Here is a 19,482-nt window from a genome sequence, read left to right as displayed (position 1 = left end):
ATTCTCGCAACAGGGAGGATCTCAGCATGATCGAAGTTGGCAGCTATGTGGGCGGCGTGTGGATGGCACCGGGCGAGGGGGCGCGGGACATTCATGATGCAATTACCGGCGCGCGGATCGGCCGCGCCGGGAATGCGGCGCTGGATGCGGGCGCGATGCTGGAGCATGGCCGCAGGGTCGGCGGGCCGGTGCTGCGGGCGATGGGCTTCAAGGCGCGGGCGAAGATGCTGAAGGCGCTGGCGCTGCATCTCTCCGGCCAGAAGGAGGCGCTCTACGAGTTGAGCTACACCACCGGCGGCACGGCAGTGGACCATATGATCGACGTCGATGGCGGCATCGGCACGCTCTTCGTTTACGCCTCCAAGGGGGTGAAGGAGCTGCCCGAGGACGGGCCGCTGCTGGATGGCGATGTGGAGTTTTTCGGCAAGGCAGGCAGCTTCGGCGGGCGGCATATTTGCGTTCCGCTTCAGGGGGTTGCGGTGCATATCAACGCCTTCAACTTCCCGGTCTGGGGGATGCTGGAAAAGATCGCGCCCTGCCTGCTGGCGGGGGTTCCGGCCATCGTGAAACCGGCCACGGCAACCGCCCATGTGACCGAAGCCTGCGTGCGCATGATGCTGGAGGCCGGCGTGCTGCCCGAGGGCGCCTTGCAGCTTGTCACCGGGGGGCTGGGCGACACGCTGGAGCGGCTCGGCCCGCAGGATGTGGTGACCTTCACCGGCTCTGCCGAGACGGCGCTGAAGCTGCGCGGCACCCCGGCGCTGCTGCGCAATTCGGTGCGGTTCACGGCGGAGCAGGATTCGCTGAACGCCTCGATCCTCGGGCCGGATGCGGGGCCGGACAGCCCGGAATTTGATTTGTTTGTCAAAGAGGTGCACCGCGAAATGACCGCCAAGGCCGGGCAGAAGTGCACCGCGATCCGGCGCATTCTGGTGCCCGAGGCGCAGGTTGACGCGGTGATCGAGGCGGTCTCGGCGCGGCTGGCGAAAACCACGGTGGGCGATCCGCGCGAGGAGGGCGTGCGGATGGGCGCGCTGGTGAGCGCGGCGCAGGCGGCGGATGTGCTTGAGAAGGCGGCGATCATTGGCTGGGAGGCGGAGCTGGTGTTCGGCGGGATGGACGGCTTCGCGCCTCTGGGAGAGCGGGCCACGGGCGGGGCCTTCGTGGCGCCGCATCTCTTCCGCGCCGACCCGGACGCCGCGCAGCGCGTGCATGACACCGAGGCCTTCGGGCCGGTCAGCACGGTGATGGGCTACCGCGACATGGCCCATGCCTGCGAGATCGCGGCACGGGGGCAGGGCTCGCTGGTGGCGAGCGTGATCACCCATGATCCGGCGGTGGCGCGGGAGGCGGTGATGGGACTCGCCGCCTGGCATGGGCGGGTTTACCTCAACGACAGGGTGTCGATGAAGGAGAGCACCGGCCACGGCGCGCCGATGCCGCATATGGTTCATGGCGGGCCGGGCCGCGCGGGCGGCGGTGAGGAGCTGGGCGGCATCCGGGCGGTGACGCATTACATGCAGCGCACGGCGGTGCAGGGCTCGCCCGAGATGCTGCGGGCCGTCAGCGGCGTGCAGGTGAAGGGGGCGCCGGAGGTGGTGAGTGCGGGCCATCCGTTCCGCCGAAAGTTCGGTGAGCTGGAGGTGGGGCAGGTGTTGCAGACCGCTTCGCGTGAGATCACCCTTGAAGATATCGAACATTTTGCCGAGTTCACCGGCGATACCTTCTATGCCCATATGAACGAGGAGGCCGCCGCGCGTAATCCGTTCTTTCCGGGGCGCGTGGCCCATGGTTACCTGCTTCTGAGCTTTGCCGCCGGGCTGTTTGTGGACCCCGAGGAGGGGCCGGTTCTTGCCAATACCGGGCTGGAGGGGCTTGCCTTTATGCAACCTGTGGTGCCGGGAGACAGCATTTCGGTGCGGCTGACCGTGGCAAGCAAGAAGCGGCGCACGGCGGAGCACGGCGAGGTGCGCTGGGCGGTGGAGATCGCCAATCAGGAGGGCGCCACGGTGGCCGAATACGAGTTGCTGACCATGGTGGCGGGCTGATCGGAGCGGCGCTATGCTGCGTGCATGAGCGCCGCCCCGGAACCATCTGACCTTTCGCCCGAATTTCTGGCCGCCGCCGCGCCGCTCAGGCCGGGGGCACATCGCGTGTGGTCGCTCATCGTGACCGTGTTCGGAGACCTTGCCCGCGCCGAGGGCGAGGAGATCGACGGCGCGGCACTGGGGCGGATCATGGCGGCGGTGGCGGTGAAGCCCGAGGCGATGCGGGTGGCGCTGCACCGGCTGCGCAAGGAGGGCTGGCTGGAGAGCCGCAAGGCCGGGCGGGGCGCGGTCCACGCGCTGAGTGCGCAGGGCCGGGCAAGCTCGCAGGCCGCAGCGCCCCGCATTTATGCCACCCTCGCCGAGGGGCCGGAGGCGTGGTTTCTGGCGCTGGGTGAGGGGGGCCTGGAAGCCGGGGCGGGCGAGGTGCAACTAGCGCCGACCCTGCTGCTTTCGCCCGCGCCTGCGCCGGCTCTCGCCGCCGGGCGGATCGAGGCGCTGCCCGACTGGCTGCGCGCAAGGCTTTGTTCTGACGAACTTTTCGAAGAGGCCGCTGCGCTGGAGCGGGCGCTGGCCTCGGTGCGGGTGCCCGCTGGGCTGGCCCCGGTGGAGGTGGCCGCGCTGCGGGCGCTGGTGGTGCATTCATGGCGCCGCGTGGTGCTGCGCGCGCCGCAGGTTCCCCCGCGCTTCATGCCCGAGGGCTGGGCCGGGGAGCGCTGCCGCAGCCTCGTGGTGAGCCTGCTGGCGGCGCTGCCTAGGCCGGAGGTGGGCGAGATCTAGCGGGTGGCGGGACAAGTCCCGCCCTACGCGTCTTCCACGGTGTTGCGCAGGATGCCGAGACCGGGAGAGGTGACCTCGACCACGTCGCCGGGCTTCAGGAACTTCGGCGGATCGAAGCGCGCGCCTGCGCCGGTGGGGGTGCCGGAGACGATGATGTCGCCGGGGACCAGCGTGGTGAAGGTGGAGATATAGGCGATCTGGAACGCGACCGGAAAGAGCATCCGGGCGGTGTTGTCTTGCTGGCGCAGCTCGCCGTTCACGCGGGTTTCGATATCGGCCTCGGTGATCTGCGCCTCATCGGTGAAGGGCACGAGCCAGGGGCCCATGGCACCGGAAGAATCCCAGTTTTTACCTTGGGTTACGTTGAACTTGGCGTGGCGGACCCAGTCGCGCAGGGTGCCCTCGTTGCACAGCGTCAGCGCGCCGATGTGGCTCAGCGCCTCGGCCTCGGGGATGCGGCGGCCACCCTTGCCGATGACCACAGCGATCTCGCCCTCGTAGTCGAGCTGGGGCGTTTCCGGCGGGCGGATCAGCGGGCGGTTGTGGCCGGTGAAGCTGCGCGGAAAACGGATGAAGAGGGACGGCTTTGGCGGGGCCTCCTTGCCGTCTTTGTATTCGGCATTCCGGTCGGGAAAGTTGACCCCGACGCAGATGATCTTTTCGGGCGAGGGGATCGGGATTTCGTAGGTGAAATCACTCTGCGCGGGCTGCTCATCGCCCGCTTTCGCGACCTCTTCGCAGGCACCGGCGGCCACCACTTCACGCAGGGTCGGATACTGCGGGAAGAGGGGTGAGAGGGCGTGAAAACCCGCCTCGGTGACGGTGCCCCAGGCGGTTTCGCCCGAGGGCAGGGTGACAGTGGCGAGGCGGGTCATAGGGGCTCCGGTATCAGGTTGGGGTGGGTGGCGAGGTGCACCCACCCTGCAGTTTCAGACGTTCATGCAGAGGTATTTCAGCTCCATGAATTCCTCCATGCCGTGGGTCGAGCCTTCGCGCCCGAGGCCCGACTGCTTGACCCCTCCGAAGGGGGCGACGGCGGTGGAGATGAGGCCGGTGTTGATGCCGACCATGCCGTAATCGAGCGCCTCGGACACGCGCCAGACGCGGGAGAGGTCACGGGCGTAGAAGTAGCTGGCGAGGCCGAATTCGGTGGCATTGGCGGCCTCGATGGCCTCTTCCTCGGTCTCGAACTTGAAGAGGGGGGCGACGGGGCCGAAGGTTTCTTCGGTGGTGACCTTCATCGAGGTGTCGACGCCGGTGAGCACGGTGGGTTGCCAGAAGGTGCCGCCCTTCTCGTGGGCTTCGCCGCCGAGGATGACCTTGGCGCCCTTGGACTTGGCGTCTTCCACGTGGTCGCGGACCTTTTCCAGCCCGGCCTCGTCGATCAACGGGCCGAAGTTGACGCCCTCGTCGAAGCCGTCGCCGGTTTTCATGGTGGAAACCTTCTTGGCCAGCTTTTCGGCGAACTCGTCATAGACGCCGGATTGCACGTAGATCCGGTTGGCGCAGACGCAGGTTTGCCCGTTGTTGCGGAACTTGGCGATCACCGCGCCCTCCACGGCGGCATCCACATCGGCATCGTCGAAGACGAGGAAGGGGGCGTTGCCGCCGAGTTCGAGCCCGAGTTTCTTGATCGTCGGTGCGCATTGCTCGTAGAGCTTGGCACCCACCTCGGTGGAGCCGGTGAAGGTGAGGGCGCGGACGGTTTCGCTTGCCGTCATCGCGCCGCCGATGGCGGAGGCCGAGCCGGTGAGGATGGAAAACAGCTCCAGCGGCAGGCCGGCGCGCTCGGCCAGGACGCCGAGGGCGATGGCGGAGAAGGGGGTTTGCGAGGCGGGTTTGAGCACCATGGCGCAGCCCGCGCCGAGGGCGGGGCCGGCCTTGCGGGTGATCATCGCGTTGGGAAAGTTCCAGGGCGTGATCGCGGCCACAACGCCGACGGGCTGCTTGATGACGACGATACGCTTGTCGGGCTGGTGGCCGGGTATCACCTCGCCATTGGTGCGGCGGGCCTCTTCGGCGAACCACTTGATGAAGCTCGCGCCGTAGGCCACCTCGCCCTTGGCTTCGGCCAGCGGTTTGCCCTGTTCGGCGGTCATGATGGCGCCAAGGTCATCCTGCGCGGCCATCATCAGGTCGTGCCACTTCATCAGCACGTTGGCGCGCTCTTCCGCGGTGCGCTTGGCCCAGTCCTTCTGGGCGATGCGGGCGGCCTCGATGGCCTCGTCGGTTTCCTTCGCGCCGAGCTTGGGCACCCGGCCGATCACCTCGCCGGTGGAGGGGTTGGTGACCTCGATGGCATCCGCGCCCGCAGGCACCCATTTGCCCGCGACGAGGCAGGCCTCTTTCAGCAGGGCGGGGTCGTTCAGTTTGGGCATCGGCATGGATGGTCCTCCTCGGAATTGCGTTCGGCTGGACTGTAGCGCCAAGTCGGCGGGCGGCAATCCCCGGCTCCTAGGGGGCGACGATAGGAGTGGCGGCGAGGGTGGACTCCATGGGCTCCGCCCCCTCGAAGAGCGAGCCTTCCTCGAACCACGAGCGCGGTGCCGGGGCGCCCCAGAGGGTTTGGCGCTGCGGGTCCTTGAGATTCCATCGGATCGGCTCGAGGTCGGGATCGACCGTCTGGTAATCGGAGCAGTAGATCTCGGTGCGGTGGCCGTCGGGGTCGCGGATATAGAGGAAGAAGGCGTTGGAGATGCCGTGGCGGCCTGGGCCGCGCTCGATGTTCTTGACCCAGCCGGTGGTGGCCATCAGGTCGAGCAGGTCGATGATGTTCAGCGGAGTGGGCACCCAGAAGGCGGTGTGGTGCAGGCGGGGGCCGGTGCCGTTGGTGAAGGCCATATCGTGCACGCCGCCCTTGCGGTGCATCCACGCGGCCCAGAGGCGCTTGCTCTCTTCGTCCTCGGTGTATTCGGTCACCCGGAAGCCGAGCTGGTTATAGAAGGCCACCGAGGCGTCGACATCGGGCGTGAAGCAGTTGAAATGGTCGATCCGCAGCGGCTTGACGCCATTGTAGAGCTTGTACTGCTGGTGGATCGGCGGGAGCCGGTCCATCCGGGCGTAGAACTCCAGCGGAATGCCGTGCGGGTCGCGGGTGCGGAAGGTGCGCGACTGGTAGGGGCGCTCGACCCATTCGGTCGGGTGGCCCTTTTCGCGGAAGAAGTGCTCGGCGCGCTCGAGGTGCTCTTCGTCGAAGAGCTTGAACGACAGGTCGCGGGCCTGGGGCGTGTCGCCCTTTTTCAGCACGAGGCAATGGTGGCCGCGTTCTTCCATGGCGCGCAGGTAGATGGTTTCGCTGTCCTCATCGGTGACCTGCAGGCCGAGGGTGTCGACGTAGAAGGCACGGCTCTTGGCGAGGTCGGTGACGATCAGCTCCACGTGCGAGAGGCGCAGGATGTTGAAGGCAGGGGTCAGGTTGGGGGCGGGAATGGGCATGTTTTCCTCCTCGGGGTGGCGGGACAAGTCCCGCCCTACAGGCTTGGTGGGCGGCGGGATGGCGGGACAAGTCCCGCCCTACGATACCCCCAGGCGCGGGATCTTGTGGGTGCCGGTCGCGAAGCCGATGTGCTTCTGCTCCATGTAGAACTCGAAGGACCAGTCGCCGCCATCGCGCCCGATACCCGAGGCCTTCAGCCCGCCGAAGGGGGTTGGCAGGTGGCGGACGTTCTCGGAATTCACCCAGATCATCCCGGCTTCGAGCCCGTCGGTGACGCGCATGGCGCGGGTGATGTCCTGCGTCCAGACATAGGCGGTGAGGCCATAGGGGACGTCGTTGGCGATCTGCAGCGCCTCCTCCTCGTCCTTGAAGCGGATGGCGGTGAGCACGGGGCCGAAGATCTCTTCCTGCGCGATGGCCATGTCGTTGCGCGCGCCGGTGAAGAGGGTGGGCGCGACGTAATGGCCGGGGCCTTCGGGCACGGTGCCGCCGGTGGCGATGGTGGCGCCTTCCTCGGTGGCCTTGGCGAAGTAGCTCGTGACCTTGGCGTGGTGGGTGGCGTGGATCAGCGGGCCGAGTTCGGTTTGCGGGTCGAGCGGGTTGCCGGTGCGGATTTTGGCAACGCGTTCCGCGAGCTGCGCCTCGAAGGTCTCGGCAATGCTCTCCTGCACCAGCAGGCGCGAGGAGGAAGTGCAGCGCTCGCCGTTCAGCGAATAGATCATGAAGATGGCGGCATCGAGCGCGCGGGGCAGGTCGGCGTCGTCGAAGACCACCACCGGGTTCTTGCCGCCAAGCTCGAAGTGGCAGCGCTTGAGGGTGGGCGCGCCCTGGGCCTGGATCATCGCGCCGGTCTTGCTTTCGCCCACGAAGGCGATGGCCTTGATCGCCGGGTGCTCGGTGAGCGCCTTTCCGGCGTCTTCGCCAAACCCGTTGACCATGTTCCAGACCCCCGGCGGCAACCCGGCTTCCTCGGCGATTTCGATGAGAAGACGGGCGGTTACGGGCGAAAATTCAGCCGGTTTGTGAACCACGGTGCAGCCTGCGGCGAGCGCAGGCGCGATCTTCCACGTCGACAGCATGAAGGGGGTGTTCCACGGGGTGATCACCCCCACCGGGCCGATCGGCACGCGGGTGGTGACATTCATCAGCGTGGAAGACGGCAGGTGCTGGCCATCGCGGGCCGAGGGCGCGCGGTCGGCGAAGAAGCGGAAGTTCTCGGCCCCGCGCAGCGCGGCCTTGGCCATGAAGCGGATCGGCTGGCCGGTGTCCCAGCTTTCGCAGAGCGCGATCTTCTCGGCATTGGCCTCGATCGCGTCGGCGACGGCATGGAGCAGCTTCTTGCGGGCGGTGCCGGGCATGTCGCGCCATGCGGGGAAGGCCTCCTTCGCGGCCTGCGCGGCGGCGTCGATATCGGCCTCGGTGCCGCGGGCGACGTCGCAGATCACGCTGCCATCGACCGGGGAGTGGTTGGCGAAACTCGCACCGGTCACATCCTGCCCGGCAATCCGATGGGCGATGCCTTTGGATTTCAGCCGGTCGAGATGGGGGGCGAGCTTTTCGAGGTTGCTGGCAAGATCGGTCATTTGGCGTCCTTTGCTGCGATATGGTCGCGCACGGTGTTGAGCTTGGGCGAGAGGGCCGGGTCGATGTCGCGCATCTCCAGCGAGAGCATGATCGGCTGGGTTTCGATCACCGGCGCCAGAAAGGCGCGGGCGGCTTCGAAGACATGGGCGGTCGCGGCCTCCTTGGCCTCCTGCGGTCGCCCGCCGCGCAGGCGGATCGAGATGTCGACGAAGATGTTGGCGGGATCACCGTCGGCAATGGCGTAATCCGTGCAGCGCGCGGCCCGCACACGGATGCCGGCAAGCGGGAAAACTCCCGTTTCCAGGCCCGCGACCCGCAGGGCTTCGCACAGCCGAGCCACATCGCAATGCGACTCGAGGTTGGCCGAATATTCGACTCGGATATGTGGCACTGGTCTCCTCCCGAACTTATTAACGAGTTAAATAAAAAATCTCCACGCGTCAAGTATACTTGCTGCAACGTCGTGCTTAAGTCATACATATCCTATGTCAGATGATAGCCCGAAGTCTCTTGGCGGGGCTCGGGAGGGTACTGGTTCTTTGCGCCATACATCGCGATCCCTGCCTATTGCGTTGCTGCGTGCCCGCGAAGCGGTGATGGCGCCGGTGCGCGGCATGCTTGCGGCAACCGGGGTGACGGAGCAGCAGTGGCGAGTGCTGCGGGTGCTCGACGAGAACCGCACGATGGAACCCAAGGAGCTTGCCAACCAGGCCTGCCTGCTCCTGCCCAGCCTGACCCGGATCATGCAGTCGCTGGAAGAGCGGGCACTGATCACCCGCGAAAAAGACCCCTACGACGGGCGCAAGCTGCAGCTTGCGATCACCGAAGAGGGGCGGACGCTGATTGCCCGTCACATTGGCGAGAGCAACCGCATCTTCGCCGAACTCGAGGCCGCCTTCGGGCAGGAACGGGTGGACGCGCTGCTCGATCTGCTCAACGATCTGGCCGATCAGAAGACCTGAACGGGTTTTCGCAAAGGTCGGCGCCGCCTCAATCAATTGTTCACGCTTATCGGGTCTTTGAGGCTGGTGCCCTTGCAGCCCCCCTATGCCAGCACTAAGACATGGGGATGAGATCCACGGCCCCGCCGACCGGGGCCCAAAATGTCGAGGCCCGAGCTATGAACGACCCCGTTGAGACCTACATGAACCTCGTTCCCATGGTGGTCGAGCAGACCAGCCGCGGTGAGCGGGCCTATGACATCTTCTCGCGCCTCCTGAAGGAGCGGATCGTCTTCGTGAACGGCCCGGTGCATGACGGCATGAGCCAGCTCGTGGTGGCCCAGCTTCTGCACCTCGAAGCGGACAATCCGAAAAAAGAGATTTCGATGTATATCAACAGCCCCGGCGGCGTGGTGACATCGGGCCTCTCGATCTACGACACGATGCAGTACATCCGCCCGAAGGTGAGCACGCTGGTCATCGGCCAGGCCGCCTCGATGGGCTCGCTGCTGCTGACGGCGGGCGAGGCGGGCATGCGCTTTTCGCTGCCCAACAGCCGCATCATGGTGCACCAGCCCTCCGGCGGCTACCAGGGCCAGGCGACGGACATAATGATCCACGCTCAGGAAACGCAGAAGCTGAAAGACCGGCTTAACCAGATCTATGTTAAACACACCGGCCAGACCCTGAAAAAGGTCGAGGCCGCGCTCGAGCGCGACAACTTCATGAGCCCCGAAGAAGCCAAGGATTGGGGACTGATCGACGAGATCGTGGAGAACCGCGACAAGGGTGGCGACGAAAGCGGCAGCAAGTAGCCGCCGCAACAGCAGCAAGTAGCCGCCGCAACACATGCGTCGTTCACTTTAATTTGGCGTTGTGTCCCGTTGGGTGCTGCCCTAGGATTTTCGAAATCCGGGGAGCAAACGGGGCAGAACGCAAGAAACGGGCAGAGCAGCCCGAGGGGTTTTTAATGGCGACGAATTCAGGTGGTGACAGCAAGAACACGCTCTACTGCTCTTTCTGCGGAAAGAGCCAGCACGAGGTTCGAAAGCTGATCGCCGGACCGACGGTGTTCATCTGTGATGAATGCGTCGAGCTGTGCATGGATATCATCCGGGAAGAGACCAAGACGTCCGGCCTCAAGTCTTCCGACGGGGTGCCCACACCCAAGGAAATCTGCGAAGTTCTCGATGATTACGTGATCGGGCAGTACCACGCCAAGCGGGTGCTCTCGGTGGCCGTGCACAACCACTACAAGCGGCTGAACCACGCTGGCAAGACCGGCGATATCGAGCTGGCCAAGTCCAACATCCTGCTGATCGGTCCGACCGGCTGCGGCAAGACCCTGCTGGCCCAGACCCTGGCCCGCATTCTCGATGTGCCCTTCACCATGGCCGACGCCACCACGCTGACCGAAGCCGGTTACGTGGGCGAGGACGTGGAGAACATCATTCTCAAGCTGCTCCAGGCGTCGGAATACAACGTGGAGCGGGCGCAGCGCGGCATCGTCTACATCGACGAGGTCGACAAGATCACCCGCAAGTCCGACAACCCCTCGATCACCCGCGACGTGAGCGGCGAGGGCGTGCAGCAGGCGCTGCTGAAGATCATGGAAGGCACCGTCGCCTCCGTGCCGCCGCAGGGCGGGCGCAAGCATCCGCAGCAGGAGTTCCTGCAGGTCGACACCACGAACATCCTGTTCATCTGCGGTGGCGCCTTTGCGGGCCTCGACAAGATCATCAGCCAGCGCGGCAAGGGTTCGGCCATCGGCTTCGGCGCCGATGTGAAGGACTCCGAGAGCCGCGGCATCGGCGAGATATTCACCGAGCTGGAGCCGGAAGACCTGCTGAAGTTCGGCCTGATCCCCGAGTTCGTCGGCCGCCTGCCGGTGCTGGCAACGCTGGAAGACCTCGACGAGGACGCGCTTGTCACCATTCTGACCCAGCCCAAGAACGCGCTGGTCAAGCAGTACCAGCGCCTGTTCGAACTGGAAGACACCGAGCTGACCTTCACCGAAGACGCACTGCGCGCCATCGCCAAACGCGCCATCGAGCGCAAGACCGGCGCGCGTGGCCTGCGTTCGATCATGGAGGACATCCTGCTCGACACCATGTTCGACCTGCCCGGCATGACCGAGGTCGACGAGGTGGTGGTGAACGAAGAGGCCGTGGGCGCAGATGCCCAGCCGCTGTTCATCTACTCCGAGGACAGCAAGGCAGAGAACGCTTCGGCTTAATCATAGGTGGGTCGCACCCACCCTATGGCCTCGCGGGAGCGGGGCCTTTTTTTGTTGGAGAACGGAATGGAACGACGGTTGATATCTTCGGGTGGGCCCTACGAGGAAAAGATCGGCTACAGCCGCGCGGTGGTCTGCGACGGCTGGGTCTTCGTGGCCGGCAGCACCGGGGCGGACCCGGAGACGGGCGAGCTGCCCGAGGACGTGGTGGCCCAATGCCGCAACACGCTGGAAACCATCCGCCGGGCGCTGGAGCAGGCCGGGGCGAGCCTCGATGACGTGGTGCGGGTGAACTACGTGCTGCCGGTCGCCGCAGACTTCGAGCCCTGCTGGCCGGTGCTGGCGGAGGCCTTCGGCAAGGCGCGGCCCGCAGCGATGATGATCGAAGCGGGGCTGATCAGCCCGGCGATGAAGATCGAGATCGAGGTGACGGCGCGGGTGCCTTGAGGCGAGGTGCTGCTTTGAGGGGTCTTGCAGTGGGGGCCAGCCCCCACACCCCCGGAGATATTTTCAGCAAGAAAATGAGCAGGGTGGGGGTTACCGGGCGGCTTTTTCGTCTATGCCCGACTGGTGCTCGCGCTTGGCGAGTTCGGCTTCGATGTCGGCGAGGGTCACGTCGCGGGCGGCGCACATGACCAGCAGGTGGTAGAGCGCGTCGGCGGCCTCTGAGGTGAGGCGGGCGCGGTCGCCCTTCACCGCTTCGATGATGGCTTCCACCGCCTCTTCCCCGAATTTCTCGGCGCATTTTTCCGGGCCCTTGGAGAGCAGCTTGGCTGTCCAGCTTGTCTCAGGGTCGGCGGATTTGCGGGCTGCTATGGTGGCGGCGAGGGCGGAAAGGCTCATGTCATCCTCACGGGGATTCCGGCGGCGGCCATATGGGTTTTGGCCTCGCCGATGGTGTAGGTTCCGAAATGGAAGATCGAGGCGGCGAGCACGGCGGAGGCATGGCCCTCGGTGACGCCTTCGACGAGGTGATCGAGGGTGCCGACCCCGCCCGAGGCGATCACCGGCACCGGCACCGCATCGGCGATGGCGCGGGTGAGGGGCAGGTTGAAGCCGGATTTGGTGCCGTCACGGTCCATCGAGGTGAGGAGGATTTCGCCCGCGCCCTTCTCGGCGATCATCACGGCGAATTCGACCGCGTCGATCCCCGTGGGGCGGCGGCCGCCGTGGGTGAAAATTTCCCACCGGCCGGGAGCGACGGTCTTGGCGTCGATCGCGCAGACGATGCATTGCGAGCCGAAGCGCAGGGCGGCCTCGGTGATCACGTTCGGGTCGGCCACGGCGGCGGAGTTGAACGAGACCTTGTCGGCCCCCGAGAGCAGCAGCTTGCGCACGTCGTCATGGGTGCGCACCCCGCCGCCGATGGTGAGCGGCATGAAGCATTGCTCGGCCGTCCGCGTGGCGAGGTCATACATGGTGCCGCGGTTTTCATGGGTGGCATGGATGTCGAGGAAACAAAGCTCGTCGGCCCCGGCGGCATCATAGGCGCGGGCGGATTCCACAGGGTCTCCGGCGTCCACGAGGTCGACGAAGTTGACGCCTTTCACCACGCGGCCATCGGCCACGTCGAGGCAGGGGATGATGCGGGTCTTCAGCATGAGGCTCACGTAGCCGGTTTTGCTGGCGGAGGGAAGCGCGGGCGGCTAGGGCAGGGGCATGGAAAAGATGGAGATCTTCCTGGTGGTCGCACCGGGGCTGGAGGAGGTGGCCGCCGCAGAGGCCCGCGAGCAGGGCTTTGCCAAGGCCCGCGTGGTGCCGGGCGGCGTGGTCTGCCGGGGCGGCTGGCCCGAGGTCTGGCGGGCCAACCTTGTGCTGCGGGTGCCGGGGCGGGTGCTGGTGCGTCTGGCGGCCTTCAGGGCGATGAGCTTTCGGGCGCTGGAGACCGGGCTGGACGCGGTGGATTGGGCGGCGGTGCTGGCACCGGGCCAGGCGGTGCGGGCGGAGGCGGCGACGAAGCACTCCAAGCTCTACCACGCGGGCGCGGTGAAGGGGCGGCTGGAGGAGGCCCTTGGCCGTGCGGGCGCGGTGGTGGACCCGGAGGGGCTGCGGGTGCTGGTGCGCATCGAGGAGAACCGCTGCGTGGTGAGCGTGGACAGCTCGGGCGAGGCGCTGCACCGGCGGGGCTTCAAGACCGCGGTGAACGCCGCGCCGCTGCGCGAGACCATGGCCGCCGGGCTGCTGAGGGCGGCGGGCTATGCCGGGCGCGAGGCGGTGATGGATCCGATGTGCGGCTCGGGGACCTTCTGCATCGAGGCGGCGGAGATCGCGGCGGGCCTTGCGCCCGGGCGGGAGCGCAGCTTTGCCTTCGAGAGCTTCGGTGCCTTCGAGGCAGAGGCCTATGCCGCGTTGAAGGCGAGGCCGCCGGTGGCGCGGGGCGCGGGGCCGGTGATCGGCTCGGATCGCGACGCGGGCGCGGTGGCGATGAGCCGCGAGAACGCCGCGCGGGCCGGGGTCGACTGCCAGTTTTCCGAGGCCAGCGTGAGCGCGCTGGAGCGGCCCGAGTGCGATCCGGGGCTGGTGATCTGCAACCCGCCCTATGGCAGCCGGATCGGCAACAAGGCCCCGCTTTTCGGGCTTTACGGCGCCTTCGGCAAGGTGATGAAAGAGCGCTTCGCGGGCTGGCGGTTGGCCATGGTCACGAGCGACGAAAAGCTCGCCCGCGCCACCGGCCTGCCCTGGGAGCCGCCGGGGCCGCATGTGGCCCATGGCGGGCTGAAGGTGCGGCTTTGGCTGGCGCAGATGTGAGCGCCGCGCGGTAGACAGGCGGAACGAGGCTGCGATGCTCCGGGTTGAGCTTGCGCAATCCAAACCGGAGACACCGCCATGAAACACGCCCTCGCCGCCCTCGCCCTGACCCTCGCCGCCAGCCCCGCGCTGGCCGATGACGATATCATCAACGTGCCCGCCACCGGCTCCGTGGCCGAAGTGGCCGACCGGCTGGTGGCCGCAATCGAAGGCGCGGGCGCAACCGTCTTTGCGCGGGTCGATCATGCGGGCGGGGGCGAGACGGCGGAGCTGGAGCTGGCCCCGATGGAGCTGGTGATCTTTGGCAACCCGAAGCTCGGAACGCCCGCGATTCAGGACAACCCGATGGCCGGGCTGGCGCTGCCGATGAAGGTGCTGATCTGGGAGGATGACGCGGGCGCGGTGCAGCTTTCCTATCAGGACCCCGAGGAGATGCTGGACGAGGTTGGCGTCGATGATGACCTGCCGGTCATCGCCCAGATGGAGGGCGCCCTGAAAAAGCTCACCGGGGCAGCCACCGGGGAGTGAGGCATTGCGGGCGCGGGAGGGGAGGAGCCCCCGCGCCCGCGCCGCCTAGCCGATGAGGAGATCGGCCATGCGCTCGCCGATCACAACGGTCGAGGCCATGGTATTGCCGGTGGAGACGCGGGGCATGGCGGAAGCATCTGCAATCGAGAGCCCTTCGATGCCGTGCACGGCGAGCGCGCCCGAAACCACCGACATGTCATCCTTGCCCATCTTGCAGGTACAGCTTTCATGAAAGTAGGTGCCTGCCGCATTGCGGGCGAAGTCTTCCAGCGCCGTGCCGGTGATCGGTCCGGGCATGACCTCGCGTTTCACGAACTCCGCCAGCGGGCCGGAATTGCCGATTTCGCGACACAGCTCGATGCAGGTGGTGAGCGCCTTCAGGTCTGCCGGCTCTTTCAGGAAGCCGCCGTCGATCCGCACCGGGTCGTCCGGGTTTGCCCCGGTCAGCAGCACCTCGCCGCGGGACTGGGGGCGCACGATGCCGGGCGCGATCGTCCAGCTTCCGGGCGGGGGCGCAAAGGCCGAGCCGTGGACCTCGGACGCATAGGGTACCTCGATCTGGAAGGGCTGGAGATCGGGGGTGTCGAGCGCAGAGTCCGACTTCCAGAAGAAGGTCGCCTCGGCGGCGGAATTGCCCGGCGGGAGCGGCGTGTTGTATTCCCACACGCAGCCCGCCGCCAGGATATGGTCCTGAAAGTTCTGGCCGACGCCGGGCAGGTCATGCACCACCCCGATGCCGTGGTCAGCGAGGTGATCTGCCGGGCCGATGCCCGATTGCATGAGGATCTTGGGCGTGTTGATCGCCCCGGCGCTGAGGATGGTGCGCGTGTTGGCGGCAACCTCGTGCAGCGCGCCGTCTTTCTCGAAGGTCAGCCCGGTGACGGTGGTGCCGTTGAGGGTGAGCCGGTGCACGGTGGCCCCGGTCAGCAGGGTAATGTTAGGGCGCTTCAGGGCCTCCCAGAGATAGTCGGAGGGGATGTTGCGGCGCATCCCGTCCTTGATGCGCACATTGGCGAGGGCCGCGCCGCCCGCGCCCTCCATCATCTCGCCGTTCATGTCGTCGAAGGCGGGGATGCCCGCGGTGCCGCAGGCCTCGACGAAGGCGGGGGCGATGGGGTTCACATTGCGCACATCGGTCACCCAGAGGCGGCCGCCGGTGCCGCGGCGGGTGTCATCGGGCGCTCCCTGCCAGTCTTCGATGCGCCTGTAGATCTCGAGGACGCTGTCGTAGGACCAGCCGTCATCGCCCGTTTCCTCGGCCCAGAAGTCGAAGTCGTTCTTGTGGCCGCGCGCCCAGATCATGACGTTGATCGAGCTGCCCCCGCCCACAACCTTGCCCATCGGCAGGATCAGCGAGCGGTTGTTCACATGCTCGGAAGGCTCGGCGCTATAGCCCCAGTCGCGCTCGGAGCGGATGTTGGTGGGCCACATCAGCGGGTTTAGCACCGCGTCGATCTGGTCGGTGCCCCCGGCCTCCAGCACCAGCACCGAGGCATCGGTTTCCGCCGCGAGGCGGCCCGCCACCACGGCCCCGCCGGAGCCGGAGCCGACGACGATGTAATCGTAACGCGCGGCGATGTTCTTCGCGTTGTAGCTCTGGGTGATCGCCGCATCGCCCAGCTCCTGCGCCCAGGCCTCGGCTGAGGCAAGCGAAGCCCCTGCGGCCAGTGCAAGCTGGATGAAGCGACGGCGCCCGAGCCGCCCGTGAACGAGGCCGGATTGCAGCGCCATGAGGCGGTCGCCCTTGGCCATTGCCTGAGTAAAGATCGGTTTCATCGGAGTCCTCCCTTGGTCGGTCGCGCAGCGAGGGCCGGGCCTCCTCTCCCGACGGTTCGTGCGGATGTTGCAATTTAATGCATGAATCGGGTAGATTCCCTAGGGGAAATTTCAAGAATCGCGACTAAAGTCGCGGGATCATCGACGCATGTGCAATATAATGCGGCGTTCAGGCGCGGAGTGCGGCGAGGGCTTCCTTGAGGTCGATCGCACCGTCATAGAGCGCGCGCCCCGAGATCGCCCCCGCAATGCTGCCCTTGGCCTTCAGTGCCTGCAGGTCGGCCAGCGAAGAGACCCCGCCCGAAGCGATGACCGGGATCGAAACCGCGCGACCCAGCGCATCGGTCGCCTCCACGTTCGGCCCCTGCATGGCACCGTCGCGCAGGATGTCGGTGTAGATGATCGCCGCCACGCCTGCGTCTTCGAAGGAGCGGGCGAGTTCGGTGGCGTCCACGTCGGTTTCTTCCGCCCAGCCCTTGGTGGCCACCTTGCCGTGGCGCGCGTCGATCCCCACGGCGACCTGGCCGGGGAAGGCGCGGGCGGCTTCGCGCACCAAGGCGGGGTTTTCCACCGCGACGGTGCCGAGGATCACCCGGGCGAGGCCCTTGGAGAGCCAGGCCTCGATGGTGGCCATGTCGCGGATGCCGCCGCCGAGCTGGGCCGGGGTCTTGGTGGCCTTCAGGATCGCCTCGACCGGCGCGGCGTTGACAGGCGCACCGGCGAAGGCGCCGTTGAGATCGACGAGGTGGAGCCATTCGCACCCGGCCGCGACGAACTCCATGGCCTGCGCCGCCGGGTCTTCGTTGAAGGTGGTGGATTTTTCCATGTCGCCGCGCAGGAGCCGCACGGCATGGCCGTCTTTCAGGTCGATGGCGGGGTAGAGGATCATGGCGCGGGCTCCTTTTGCGGCGCGGTTTGCCATGGGGGGCGGGGGAAGGGAAGGGGGCTGGCCCTTCGGGATGGGGAGAGCCTGAAATGAGCAGGGCGGCGGCGATGTGATCGGGTCCGACCCAACGTTATGGTTGCGTGAACCGGGGCGGGGGCCACAGGATGCGGGCAGCGTTTTGAATGGGAGGAGAACCATGCGCAAGATTGCAATGACCCTGGCGGCCCTGCTGGTGGCGGCCCCGGCCTGGGCGGCGGACCCGCTGGAAGGGCTGTGGCGCACCGCCAAGGATGACAACGGCAACTCCGGGCTGGTGCAGGTGAAACCCTGCGGCGGCGGCCTCTGCGGCACGCTGATCAAGGCCTACGGGGCGAACGGCAAGGAGATCCAGTCGGAGAACGTGGGCCGGCAGATCATCTCGCAGACCAAGCCGTCGGGCGGTGGCCAGTACAAGGGCAAGGTCTACTCGCCCGACCGTGGCAAGACCTACAACTCCAAGCTAGTGCTCTCCGGCTCCACCTTGAAGGTCTCCGGCTGCGTGCTGGGCATCTGCCGCGATGGCGGCACCTGGAAGAAGGTCAACTGAGGCCGCGCCTGCGGGCGTCTGCCGATCCGGCCCACGCCCGCAGGAACTTCTTGCAACGACTCATCGTTACCCTCATAGGGCGAACATGCTTTGCATCTGCTGTCTTTCAGCGAAGCGAGCCAGTGTCGCCAGAAGGAGTGATACCGGTGACGAAGTTCAGAACCATGATTTTCACGGCCGCCGCGATGGCGCTGACCTCGGTGGCTGCCCATGCGGGCACGCCCGAGGGCCTGTGGCTGACCGGGCCCGACAAGAAGGGCAACGTGGCCCATGTGCAGGCGGTCAAATGCGGCGCAGCGGTCTGTGGCACCATCGTCAAGGCGTTCAACAGCGCGGGCCAGCCCATCCAGTCGCCCAACGTCGGCAAGCGCGTGTTCTGGGACATGACCCCAGCGGGCGCCGATACCTACCAGGGCCGGGCCTACGTGCCGGTGATGAACCGGGATTACGGCGCGCAGATGGTTCTGCGCGGCAACAAGATGCTGGTGAAGGGCTGCGCCGGGCCGATCTGCATGGACCAGACCTGGACGCGGCTGAAGTAGGGCGGGACTTGTCCCGCCTTCGGTTCAGAGCGTCAGATCCGCGTAGACAAAGCCGTCTCGCGTGACAGTCTCGCCCTGTCGCGCCGGGATCGGCGCGCTGAAGCAGGGTGCGTTCAGCACGCAGGTATGAAACTCGCCATTCTCGCCGCAGGGGTCGACGCCCTCGGGCAGCTCGGCCAGCAGCGCGGCGTTAAGCCTCCGGCCAGCAAAATGCTCCGGCAGTTTCGACGGGTCGAGCGTGACGATGCGGGTGTCGAAGGTGTCTGCAATCTCGGCGGCGAGGGCGGTGGTGTCGCTGCCCCAGAGCGGGAAAACGGGAGAAATGCCGGTGCCCTCGAGCTGGGCAATCCGATAGTCACGCACGTCCTCAAGGAAGAGGTCGCCGAAGATCATCTCGCTCACGCCCCGCGCCCGAAGCGCCTTGATCGCCTCGCCCATCCGCGCCTCGTAAACCTCGTTCGTGCAGGGCCAGGGCAGGGGCACCTCCAGCAGCTCCAGCCCGGCAGCGCTCGCCTGAGCCCGCAGGATCGCCGTGCGGGTGCCGTGCATGGCGACCCTGTCGAACGCCTCGTTGGTGGTCGTCAGCGCCACGCTTACCTCGTGGCCCTCTGCGCGCGCCCGGATCAGGGCCATGCAGGCGTCCTTGCCCGACGACCAGCCGATGGCCGCGCTCACGGGGCCCAGCCGAGAAAGTTGGCGATGATCCGAAGGCCGGTCTGCTGGCTCTTCTCGGGGTGGAACTGGGTGCCGAAGCGGGTGCCTTCGCCTACGATGGCCGTGACCTCGCCCGCGTAGTCGGCATAGGCCAGCCGGTGGGCGGGCTGCTCGGGCGTCAGGTGGTAGCTGTGCACGAAATAGGCGTGATCGCCGGTGGCGATGCCTTCGAGGCAGGGGTGGCTGCCCGAGACCACCAGATCGTTCCAGCCCATGTGCGGGATCTTCAGCGTTGGGTCGGCGGGGGTGATGGGCACGACCTCTCCGGGGATCCAGCCGAAGCCGGGGGTGTCCGCATGTTCGCGCCCCAGCGTGCTCATCATTTGCATCCCGATGCAGATGCCCATGAACGGCTTGCCCTTGGCCTCCACATGCTCGGTGATCGCCTCGATCATGCCGGGCCGCGCGGCCAGCGCGGCGCGACAGGAGGGGTAGGCCCCATCGCCCGGCAGAACGATCCGGTCGGCCCGGGCGACCTCCTCGGCATGAGACGACACGATGACCTCGCCCGCACCCGTCTCGGACGCCATGCGCTGAAACGCCTTCTCGGCGGAGTGCAGGTTGCCGCTGTCGTAATCAATGAGGACGGTGCGCATGGAAGCTCCTTTCGCGCCTTTGGGTGGCGGGACATGGAGAGGGGGTCAAGGGGGCATGGTCAGCCTGCCCGGGGTAGGGTGCGC

The 19,482-nt window shown here is 66.7% G+C and carries 21 protein-coding genes; 10 read left to right on the top strand and 11 right to left on the bottom strand.

Annotated features, from left to right (window positions below; genetic code table 11):
* Nucleotides 1-26: 26 nt before the first annotated feature.
* A complete protein-coding gene (gene paaZ / locus GTH22_RS08995; protein ID WP_252944855.1) occupies nt 27-2,048 on the top strand; it encodes a phenylacetic acid degradation bifunctional protein PaaZ in 2,022 nt (673 codons plus the stop codon).
* A 24-nt stretch (nt 2,049-2,072) separates the two neighbouring features.
* The gene (locus GTH22_RS08990; RefSeq protein WP_252944854.1) at nt 2,073-2,825 is read left to right on the top strand and encodes a PaaX family transcriptional regulator C-terminal domain-containing protein; all 753 of its coding nucleotides are present in this window, start codon (nt 2,073-2,075) and stop codon (nt 2,823-2,825) included.
* 23 nt (nt 2,826-2,848) lie between these two features.
* On the opposite strand, the gene GTH22_RS08985 is transcribed toward GTH22_RS08990, so the two are convergent.
* From GTH22_RS08985 to GTH22_RS08965, 5 genes are all read right to left on the bottom strand, one after another.
* Entirely contained in the window at nt 2,849-3,700 is an 852-nt protein-coding gene (locus GTH22_RS08985; protein ID WP_252944853.1) for a fumarylacetoacetate hydrolase family protein, read from the bottom strand.
* A 54-nt stretch (nt 3,701-3,754) separates the two neighbouring features.
* A complete protein-coding gene (locus tag GTH22_RS08980; RefSeq protein WP_305884659.1) occupies nt 3,755-5,209 on the bottom strand; it encodes an NAD-dependent succinate-semialdehyde dehydrogenase in 1,455 nt (484 codons plus the stop codon).
* Nucleotides 5,210-5,279: 70 nt separating this feature from the next.
* Nucleotides 5,280-6,260 carry a 3,4-dihydroxyphenylacetate 2,3-dioxygenase gene (gene hpaD / locus GTH22_RS08975; RefSeq protein WP_252944852.1) on the bottom strand — a complete coding sequence of 327 codons (981 nt, stop codon included), beginning with the start codon at nt 6,258-6,260 and terminating at the stop codon, nt 5,280-5,282.
* A gap of 78 nt (nt 6,261-6,338) precedes the next feature.
* Nucleotides 6,339-7,844 (bottom strand): 5-carboxymethyl-2-hydroxymuconate semialdehyde dehydrogenase, encoded by a 1,506-nt coding sequence (hpaE, locus tag GTH22_RS08970; protein ID WP_252944851.1) that lies wholly within the window; start codon nt 7,842-7,844, stop codon nt 6,339-6,341.
* Nucleotides 7,841-8,236 (bottom strand): 5-carboxymethyl-2-hydroxymuconate Delta-isomerase, encoded by a 396-nt coding sequence (locus GTH22_RS08965; RefSeq protein ID WP_252944850.1) that lies wholly within the window; start codon nt 8,234-8,236, stop codon nt 7,841-7,843. Before GTH22_RS08965 ends, hpaE begins: the two co-directional genes overlap by 4 nt.
* A gap of 94 nt (nt 8,237-8,330) precedes the next feature.
* On the opposite strand from GTH22_RS08965, the gene hpaR reads away from it, so the two are divergent.
* The 4 genes from hpaR to GTH22_RS08945 all read left to right on the top strand — a co-directional run bounded on the left by hpaR (nt 8,331) and on the right by GTH22_RS08945 (nt 11,469).
* Nucleotides 8,331-8,807, top strand: coding sequence for a homoprotocatechuate degradation operon regulator HpaR (gene hpaR / locus GTH22_RS08960; RefSeq protein WP_256471567.1), 477 nt, complete (start codon nt 8,331-8,333; stop codon nt 8,805-8,807).
* Between the two features lie 158 nt (nt 8,808-8,965).
* A complete protein-coding gene (locus GTH22_RS08955) occupies nt 8,966-9,601 on the top strand; it encodes an ATP-dependent Clp protease proteolytic subunit (protein WP_252944848.1) in 636 nt (211 codons plus the stop codon).
* A 155-nt stretch (nt 9,602-9,756) separates the two neighbouring features.
* Nucleotides 9,757-11,022 carry an ATP-dependent Clp protease ATP-binding subunit ClpX gene (gene clpX, locus GTH22_RS08950; protein ID WP_252944847.1) on the top strand — a complete coding sequence of 422 codons (1,266 nt, stop codon included), beginning with the start codon at nt 9,757-9,759 and terminating at the stop codon, nt 11,020-11,022.
* Nucleotides 11,023-11,088: 66 nt separating this feature from the next.
* A complete protein-coding gene (locus GTH22_RS08945) occupies nt 11,089-11,469 on the top strand; it encodes a RidA family protein (RefSeq protein WP_252944846.1) in 381 nt (126 codons plus the stop codon).
* Between the two features lie 90 nt (nt 11,470-11,559).
* Here GTH22_RS08945 and GTH22_RS08940 read toward each other — a convergent pair whose 3' ends face one another.
* Together GTH22_RS08940 and hisF are read right to left on the bottom strand one after the other, a co-directional pair.
* Nucleotides 11,560-11,865, bottom strand: a complete 306-nt coding sequence (locus GTH22_RS08940; protein ID WP_252944845.1) for a phosphoribosyl-ATP diphosphatase — start codon at nt 11,863-11,865, stop codon at nt 11,560-11,562.
* Nucleotides 11,862-12,623, bottom strand: a complete 762-nt coding sequence (gene hisF / locus GTH22_RS08935) for an imidazole glycerol phosphate synthase subunit HisF (RefSeq protein WP_252944844.1) — start codon at nt 12,621-12,623, stop codon at nt 11,862-11,864. The genes GTH22_RS08940 and hisF overlap by 4 nt, the downstream gene beginning before the upstream one ends.
* Before the next feature lie 58 nt (nt 12,624-12,681).
* Between hisF and GTH22_RS08930 the strand changes: the two genes are divergently transcribed.
* Together GTH22_RS08930 and GTH22_RS08925 are read left to right on the top strand one after the other, a co-directional pair.
* Nucleotides 12,682-13,770: a class I SAM-dependent RNA methyltransferase gene (locus GTH22_RS08930; RefSeq protein ID WP_252944843.1), complete on the top strand. Its 1,089-nt coding sequence runs from the start codon at nt 12,682-12,684 to the stop codon at nt 13,768-13,770.
* 78 nt (nt 13,771-13,848) lie between these two features.
* A complete protein-coding gene (locus tag GTH22_RS08925) occupies nt 13,849-14,298 on the top strand; it encodes a DUF302 domain-containing protein (protein ID WP_252944842.1) in 450 nt (149 codons plus the stop codon).
* 45 nt (nt 14,299-14,343) lie between these two features.
* On the opposite strand, the gene GTH22_RS08920 is transcribed toward GTH22_RS08925, so the two are convergent.
* Both GTH22_RS08920 and hisA read right to left on the bottom strand, forming a co-directional pair.
* Nucleotides 14,344-16,074: a GMC family oxidoreductase gene (locus tag GTH22_RS08920; RefSeq protein ID WP_252944841.1), complete on the bottom strand. Its 1,731-nt coding sequence runs from the start codon at nt 16,072-16,074 to the stop codon at nt 14,344-14,346.
* A 169-nt stretch (nt 16,075-16,243) separates the two neighbouring features.
* Nucleotides 16,244-16,963: a 1-(5-phosphoribosyl)-5-[(5-phosphoribosylamino)methylideneamino]imidazole-4-carboxamide isomerase gene (gene hisA, locus GTH22_RS08915; RefSeq protein ID WP_252944840.1), complete on the bottom strand. Its 720-nt coding sequence runs from the start codon at nt 16,961-16,963 to the stop codon at nt 16,244-16,246.
* Between the two features lie 193 nt (nt 16,964-17,156).
* Between hisA and GTH22_RS08910 the strand changes: the two genes are divergently transcribed.
* Nucleotides 17,157-17,546, top strand: coding sequence for a DUF2147 domain-containing protein (locus GTH22_RS08910; protein ID WP_252944839.1), 390 nt, complete (start codon nt 17,157-17,159; stop codon nt 17,544-17,546).
* 146 nt (nt 17,547-17,692) lie between these two features.
* Nucleotides 17,693-18,088: a DUF2147 domain-containing protein gene (locus GTH22_RS08905; RefSeq protein ID WP_252944838.1), complete on the top strand. Its 396-nt coding sequence runs from the start codon at nt 17,693-17,695 to the stop codon at nt 18,086-18,088.
* 24 nt (nt 18,089-18,112) lie between these two features.
* Here GTH22_RS08905 and GTH22_RS08900 read toward each other — a convergent pair whose 3' ends face one another.
* Entirely contained in the window at nt 18,113-18,763 is a 651-nt protein-coding gene (locus GTH22_RS08900; RefSeq protein WP_252944837.1) for an adenine nucleotide alpha hydrolase, read from the bottom strand.
* A complete protein-coding gene (hisH, locus tag GTH22_RS08895; RefSeq protein WP_252944836.1) occupies nt 18,760-19,398 on the bottom strand; it encodes an imidazole glycerol phosphate synthase subunit HisH in 639 nt (212 codons plus the stop codon). The genes GTH22_RS08900 and hisH overlap by 4 nt, the downstream gene beginning before the upstream one ends.
* Nucleotides 19,399-19,482: the final 84 nt, after the last annotated feature.

Source organism: Oceanicola sp. 502str15, from assembly GCF_024105635.1.
Lineage (GTDB): Bacteria > Pseudomonadota > Alphaproteobacteria > Rhodobacterales > Rhodobacteraceae > Vannielia.
Note: the sequence above shows the minus strand (reverse complement) of the source record. Positions and strands in the feature narration are given on the sequence as shown.